Genomic DNA, 7530 nt, shown 5'->3' on the forward strand with positions numbered 1-7530 from the left:
GACGGTCTCCCGGGTGGTGGGATCCTCGGGGGCGGCGGGTTTCCGGGTGGCGGGATCTTTGGGGACGGCGGGATTCCGGGCGGCCGGCGCCGTACCAGGTTCCTGAGGAGCGGCGGACTTCCGAGCGCCCGACTTACGGGCACCCCCGCCCCGCACGGCAGCCTCCTCGGAACCGGCGGGCTTCCGGCCACCGGACTTACTGGTGCCCGCCTTACTGGCACCAGACTTCCGGCTGCCGGACTGACGGCTGCCGGACTGACGGGTACCGGACTGACGAGCGCCCCCTCCCCGTACGGCACCCTCCGGGCCCGCAGCCTCCCGCTTCCCACCCTTCCGCCCCGCACCCTCCGGAACCCCACTCTCCGGGTTGGTCCCCTCCGGCACAGCCCCCTCCGGCCCACCATCCCCACCACCCGCTGTCCCCGCTCCCCCGTCCGTGACCGAATCCTTCATCCGTACCGCCCCCGTTCCCCTGGCCGAATTCGTCGGGCCGGCCGCCTTCGTGGCCGCTCCCTTGCGGAAACCCACCGGCCCGCCCCCGTCGAGAAGTCCGCCGGAACGCTCCGCCCGAGGTCTGTCGGCAGCCGCTTCGGTCATGACCTGCGGACCCGTCCGGGCCGTGATCGCCGGGGCGGTCCCGGTGGGGGTGCCGCCGGAGGCCGCCGTCCCGCCGGGCGCGCCGTCGCAGGGGCGGGGCCACTCCCGGGCCACCGCGGCGCCCCGGTCCGGGACGTCCCTGTCTGACGAAGTTGTCGTCCGCATTGAGCAACTCCCGAGCAGTTCCGCAATAGCGCCGAATACGCCACCCCCAGAGTGACAGACTGAGCGCACCCATAAGCACCGAGTTACTGAAGTGGGAAGCCATGGCGGTCGATTCGGCAGTGCCCCGAGTGTCCCCGGAGTCGAGTGGTGATGTGGTCCGCGCGGCCGACTTGCGACCACTTCTGACTGCCTTGACGTCAATGGCGGCCGGAGATTTCCGGATTCGACTGCCGATGGCGCAAGAAGGTCTGGTGGCCGAACTGACCGCGGCGTTCAACCAGATAGCCGCTCGCAACCAGCACTTGTCCGACGAGCTGTTACGCCTCCGGTCGGAGGTCGTACGCCAGGGCAGGCTGGACGAACGGATGTCCGCCAGCCCGGGCCCGGGCACCTGGGCCACCTCCGTACAGGCCGCCAACGCCATCATCGACGCGCTGGTCATCCCGACGAACCAGGCCACCCAGGTGCTGGACGCGGTGGCGGGCGGCGATCTGACCCAGCGGGTGGACCTGCACGACGGCAACCGCCCGCTGCGCGGCGACCGCCGGCGGCTCGGCCGGGCGGTCAACCGTATGGTCGACCAGCTGTCGCTGTTCACCGGCGAGGTCACCCGGGTGGCCCGCGAGTCCGGTACGGAAGGCCGGCTCGGCGGGCGCGCCAAGGTGGCCGGGCTGTCCGGGAGCTGGCGGGACGTGACCGAGGCGGTCAACACCATGGCGGCCAGGCTGACCGCCCAGGTGCGCGACATCGCGCTGGTGACCACGGCGGTGGCCCGCGGCGACCTGACCCGGCAGGTGACGGTCGAGGCGGCCGGCGAACTCCTGGAGCTGAAGCTGACCGTCAACACGATGGTCGACCAGCTCTCCGCCTTCGCCGACGAGGTCACCCGCGTCGCCCGCGAAGTCGGCACCGAAGGGCGCGTCGCCCGCGAAGTCGGCACCGAAGGGCGCCTCGGCGGCCGGGCCCACGTACGCGGGGTGTCGGGCGTCTGGAAGGACCTCACCGACAACGTCAACTTCATGGCCGACAACCTCACCTCCCAGGTGCGCAACATCGCCCTGGTGGCGACGGCGGTCGCGGAGGGCGACCTGGGCCGCAAGATCACGGTGGAGGCGAAGGGCGAGATCCTGGAGGTGAAGTCGACGATCAACACGATGGTCGACCAGCTCTCCGCCTTCGCCGACGAGGTCACCCGGGTCGCGCGCGAGGTCGGCACCGAAGGCAACCTCGGCGGGCAGGCCCAGGTGCGCGGCGCCTCCGGCGTGTGGAAGGACCTGACCGACAACGTCAACTTCATGGCATCCAACCTCACCTCCCAGGTGCGCAACATCGCGCAGGTGACCACCGCGGTGGCCGACGGCGACCTGTCGAAGAAGATCACGGTCGACGCGCGCGGCGAGATCCTGGAACTCAAGGACACCGTCAACTCGATGGTGGAGCAGCTGCGGGCGTTCGCCGACGAGGTGACGCGGGTGGCCCGCGAGGTCGGCACCGAAGGCAACCTCGGCGGCCGGGCCCAGGTGCGCGGCGCCTCCGGCGTGTGGAAGGACCTCACCGACAACGTCAACTTCATGGCATCCAACCTGACCACCCAGGTGCGCAACATCGCCCTGGTGGCCACCGCCGTCGCACAGGGCGACCTGTCCAAGAAGATCGACGTGGACGCGCGCGGCGAAATCCTGGAGCTGAAGACGACCCTCAACACGATGGTCGACACCCTGTCGTCCTTCGCGTCCGAGGTCACCCGGGTCGCCCGCGAGGTGGGCAGCGAGGGGCAGCTGGGCGGCCAGGCGCGGGTCGAGGGCGTGTACGGCACCTGGAAGCGCCTGACGACGAACGTCAACGAGCTGGCGTCCAACCTCACCACCCAGGTGCGGGCCATCGCCGAGGTGGCCTCCGCGGTGGCGTCCGGCGACATGACCCGTACGGTCACCGTCGAGACCCAGGGCGAGGTCGCCGAGCTGCGCGACAACATCAACCTGATGGTCTCCAACCTGCGCGAGACCACCCGCGCCAAGGACTGGCTGGAGTCGAACCTGGCGCGGCTGGCGGCTCTGATGCAGGGCCACCGGGACCTGATGGAGGTCGCCGACCTGATCCTGCGGGAGCTGACGCCGCTGGTGAACGCCCAGTACGGCGCCTTCTTCCTGGCCGACACCGACCGCGAGGACCTGCAACTGGCGTTCATCGCCGGGTACGGCTCGTCCCAGGACGCCACGCTCGACACGCCCGGTTCCTTGGACCACGGTCTGGTGCGCCAGGCCGCGCTGGAGAAGAAGCGCATCCTGGTGGAGGACGCGCCGCCCGACTACATCAAGATCAATTCCGGGCTGGGCGAGGCGAAGCCGGCGACCGTCGTCATCATCCCGGTGCTCTTCGAGGACCAGACGCTCGGCGTGATCGAACTGGCCTCCTTCTCCCGCTTCTCCGATGTGCACCTGGCCTTCTTCGACCAGTTCGTGAACACCATCGGCGTGGCCATCAACACCATCGTCGCCAACTCCCGTACGGAATCGCTGCTCGGCGAGTCCCAGCGGCTGGCCCGCCAGCTCCAGGAGCGCACCGGCGAGCTCCAGCGGCGCCAGGCGGAGCTGCAGCGCTCGAACGAGGAGCTGGAGGAGAAGGCCGCGCTGCTGGCCAGCTCGTCCCAGTACAAGTCCGAGTTCCTGGCGAACATGTCGCACGAGCTGCGCAACCCGCTCAACTCGCTGCTCATCCTCGCCCGGCTGCTCGCCGACAACCCGGACGGCCACCTGAACGAGCAGGAGGTGCAGTTCGCGATCACGATCCACCGGTCCGGGTCCGACCTGCTCCAGCTGATCAACGACATCCTCGATCTGTCCAAGATCGAGGCGGGCCGGATGGACGTACGGCCCAAGCGGCTGCCACTGATCAAGCTGCTCAACTACGTCCACGACACCTTCCGGCCGCTGACCCTCGACCGGGGGCTGGCCTTCGAGGTGTCGGTGAGCGAGAGCGTCCCCAAGGAGCTGTTCTCCGACGAGCAGCGCCTCCAGCAGGTGCTGCGCAATCTGCTGTCCAACGCGGTGAAGTTCACCGCGTCCGGGAAGATCGACCTGCGGGTGGACCGCGCCGGCGACGGGTCGATCGCCTTCACCGTCACGGACACCGGCATCGGCATCGCGCCGGAGAAACTGCCGGTCATCTTCGAGGCGTTCCAGCAGGCGGACGGGACCACCAACCGCAAGTACGGCGGCACCGGCCTGGGCCTGTCGATCAGCCGGGAGATCGCGGGGCTGCTCGGCGGCCGGATCACCGCAAGCAGCCGCCCCGGCGTCGGCAGCGTCTTCACCCTGCACGTCCCCATCGAGTGCCCCGGTTACGCCGAACCGCTCGACGCCCTGCCCGGCGCCCCCGAGCAGCATGATGTGGACGGCGCCCTGCACCTGGCGAAGACGCCGCGCCACGCCCCGCGTTCGGGCCCGCCCGTCGCGCGCGACGACACGCCGTGGCCGACCAGCGCCCGGCTGGAGGACTGGGTGAACGGGCCCTCGGGCCCCCTGCTGTCCGGCTGCCAGGTCCTGGTCGTCGACGACGACATCCGTAATGTCTTCGCTCTCACGAACGTCCTGAGCCGGGTCGGCATGCGGGTGCTCTACGCCGAACACGGCCGGGAAGGCATCACGATGCTGGAGAAGAATCCCGGTATCAATCTGGTCCTGATGGACATCATGATGCCGGAGCTGGACGGCTACGAAACCATTCGCGCGATCCGCCGCACACCGCGGTTCGCGAATCTGCCCGTCATCGTCCTGACGGCGAAAGCGATGCCCGGGGACCGCGAGCAATCCCTGGAGAGCGGAGCCAACGAATACGTACCCAAACCCGTCGACGTGGATCGCCTGCTGGCCGTGGCCGTCGAGCTCCTGTCCCGGCACGACTCCGGCGCCCCGGCCCCGGGCGGTGAATCAGGCAAGCAAGACCCCGACGCGACCTCTTCGAGGTCCCAAGGCACCGAAGGCCCATCATGACCCATGCATCCGACACCGACGCCGCCGGAACCGACGAACGGGCGGGCATCCTCCTCGTCGACGACATGGAAGACAACCTCGCCGCCCTCGAAGCGGTCCTGGGCTCGCTCGGCGAGCCCCTCGTCCGGGCCCGCTCCGGAGAAGAGGCGATGAAAGCGCTGCTGCGGCAGGAATTCGCGGTCGTCCTGCTGGACATTCTCATGCCCGGCATGGACGGCTTCGAGACCGCCTCCAACATCAAACGTCTCGACCAGACGAAAGACATCCCGATCATTTTCCTGACCGGGACGGAAAGCGATTCCGGCTTCGCCTTCCGCGGCTATTCGACCGGCGCCGCCGACTACCTCACCAAACCCTTCGACCCGTGGGTGCTGCGCGCCAAGGTCAATGTGTTCCTCGATCTGCACCGCAAGAACCGGCAGTTGCGCCGGCTCATAAAGCAGGACCACGCCCGGATGGGCGAACTGGCGGACCGTATCTCCGAGATCGAGCGCCGCCTCTCCGCCAGCGACGACCCCGGCGAGCGCGATCTGAGCGAGAGCGTGGCGCGCATGGCGGAGTCGGTGCGCTCGCTGCGGCGGGGGCGGTAGGGGCACACCGGGCCGGCGGCCGGTGCCCCGGACGGCGGGCCGGGCAGCGACAGGCGACGCCGCCGGTAGGGTCACCGGCCTCCCGGTGACCGTACCGGCGCGCGCCGCCCGTCCCTCACGCCTCGCGCGCGCCCTCGTACATCTCCTCCAGCAGGTCCTTGAAGGCCCGCTCCACCACCGGCCGCTTGATCTTGAGGCTGGGCGTCACCTCGCCGTGCTCGATGTCCAGGTCCCGCGGCAGCAGCCGGAACTTACGGATCCGCTGCCAGCGCTGGAGCCCTTCGTTGACCCGCTCCACGTACCCGTCGATCAGCTCGCGGGTCTGCTCCGCGCCCACGACCTCGGCGTACGTCCGGCCCTTGAGCCCGTGCTCGGCGGCCCAGCCCATGATCGTCGGCTCGTCGAGGGCGATCAGCGCGGTGCAGAAGTTCCGGTTGGCGCCGTGCACCAGCACATTGGAGACGAACGGGCAGACCGCCTTGAACTGCCCCTCGACCTCGGCCGGCGCGATGTACTTGCCGCCGGAGGTCTTGATCAGGTCCTTCTTGCGGTCGGTGATGCGCAAGTAGCCGTCCGGGGACAGTTCGCCGATGTCGCCGGTGTGGAACCAGCCGTCCGACTCCAGCACCTCGGCCGTCTTCTCCGGCAGCCCGTGGTAGCCCTCCATGATGCCGGGCCCGCGCAGCAGCACCTCGCCGTCCTCGGCGATCCGCACCTCGGTGCCGGGCAGCGGCTTGCCGACCGTGCCCGTACGGTACGCCTCGCCCGGGTTCACGAAGCTCGCCGCGCTGGACTCGGTCAGGCCGTACCCCTCCAGGATGTGGATGCCGGCGCCCGCGAAGAAGTAGCCGATCTCGGGCGCCAGCGCGGCGGAGCCGGAGACCGCGGCGCGCAGCCGGCCGCCGAACGCCTCGCGCAGCTTGGCGTAGACGAGCGCGTCGGCGACCTTGTGCTTGGCGCCGAGCGCGAAGGGGACGGAGGCGTTGCCGGTGCGCCGGAAGTTGTCCTGGGACGCCTTGGCGTACTCGCGGGCCACGCCCGCCGCCCACTGGAAGATCTTGTACTTGGCGGCGCCGCCCTCCCGGGCCTTGGTCACCACGCCGTTGTAGACCTTCTCGAAGATCCGCGGCACGGCCGCCATATAGGTCGGCCGGACCACCGGCAGATTCTCGATGATCTTGTCGACCCGGCCGTCCACCGCGATCACATGCCCGACGGAGATCTGCCCGGCGGTCAGCACCTTCCCGAAGACGTGCGCCAGCGGCAGCCACAGATACTGCACGTCGTCCTCGGTGACCAGGCCGGTCGCCTGGATCGCACGCGCCATGTAGGCCCAGCAGTCGTGCGGCAGCCGTACGCCCTTGGGGCGGCCGGTGGTGCCCGAGGTGTAGATCAGCGTCGCGAGCTGGTCGGCCCGCAGCGCGGCGACCTGCTCCTTGACGCACTCCGGGTGCTTCTCCAGGTACGCCGCGCCGCGTTTTTCCAGCTCGGCGAGGGAGAGCACCCAGTCCTCCGGGTCCCCCTCGGCGGCTTGCGCGTCGGCCTCCTCGATGACGACGACGTGCGACAGCTCCGGCAGTTCGGCGCGCTTCTCGCGGGCCTTGGCGAGCTGTCCCTCGTCCTCGGCGATCAGTACCCGGCTGCCGGAGTCGGCGAGGATGAACGCCGTCTCGTCCGCGTTGGTGCTGGGGTAGACGGTCGTGGTGGCCGCGCCGGAACACAGCACGCCGAGGTCGGTGAGGATCCACTCGACGCGCGTACTCGACGCGAGCGCCACCCGCTCCTCGGGCCGCACCCCCAGCGAGATCAGCCCGGCGGCCACCGCGTACACCCGCCGGGCCGCATCGGCCCAGCTCAGCACCTTCCAGTCGTCGGGTCCCCGGCCCGCGGCGGACGGCACCGGGTAGCGGTACGCCTCGTGGTCGGGGGTGGCTGCGACACGCTCCAGGAAGAGGGTCGCCACGGAAGGTGGCCGGTTCTCGATCAGCGTCTGGGTGTCCGTCACGGCATCCTCCGGGGCCCGCTACGTTGCTGGTGACTCGCGAGTAACCTTCGAGCAGTGATCAGACTAGAACGCGTCGCGCCATGGCGTAAGGGGCTGCGACCGACTGGTTCAGGATGTGACCAGCGCGATGCTTGGCGGGTACACATTTCGGCCGGGGGCGGGTGGGAAGAGAGTCCCGGCG

The 7530-nt window shown here is 69.8% G+C and carries 3 protein-coding genes; 2 read left to right on the top strand and 1 reads right to left on the bottom strand.

Annotated features, from left to right (window positions below; all coding sequences use genetic code 11):
• The first annotated feature begins 863 nt into the window (after positions 1-863).
• A complete protein-coding gene (locus ADK86_RS12395; protein ID WP_053696638.1) occupies positions 864-4754 on the top strand; it encodes a HAMP domain-containing protein in 3891 nt (1296 codons plus the stop codon).
• Positions 4751-5344, top strand: a complete 594-nt coding sequence (locus tag ADK86_RS12400) for a response regulator (protein WP_030602040.1) — start codon at positions 4751-4753, stop codon at positions 5342-5344. Before ADK86_RS12395 ends, ADK86_RS12400 begins: the two co-directional genes overlap by 4 nt.
• A 115-nt stretch (positions 5345-5459) precedes the next feature.
• Here ADK86_RS12400 and ADK86_RS12405 read toward each other — a convergent pair whose 3' ends face one another.
• Complete coding sequence (locus tag ADK86_RS12405; protein ID WP_053696639.1) at positions 5460-7349, bottom strand: AMP-dependent synthetase/ligase; 1890 nt, start codon at positions 7347-7349, stop codon at positions 5460-5462.
• Positions 7350-7530 lie beyond the last annotated feature (181 nt).

Source organism: Streptomyces sp. NRRL F-5755, assembly GCF_001279365.1.
Lineage (GTDB): Bacteria > Actinomycetota > Actinomycetes > Streptomycetales > Streptomycetaceae > Streptomyces > Streptomyces rimosus.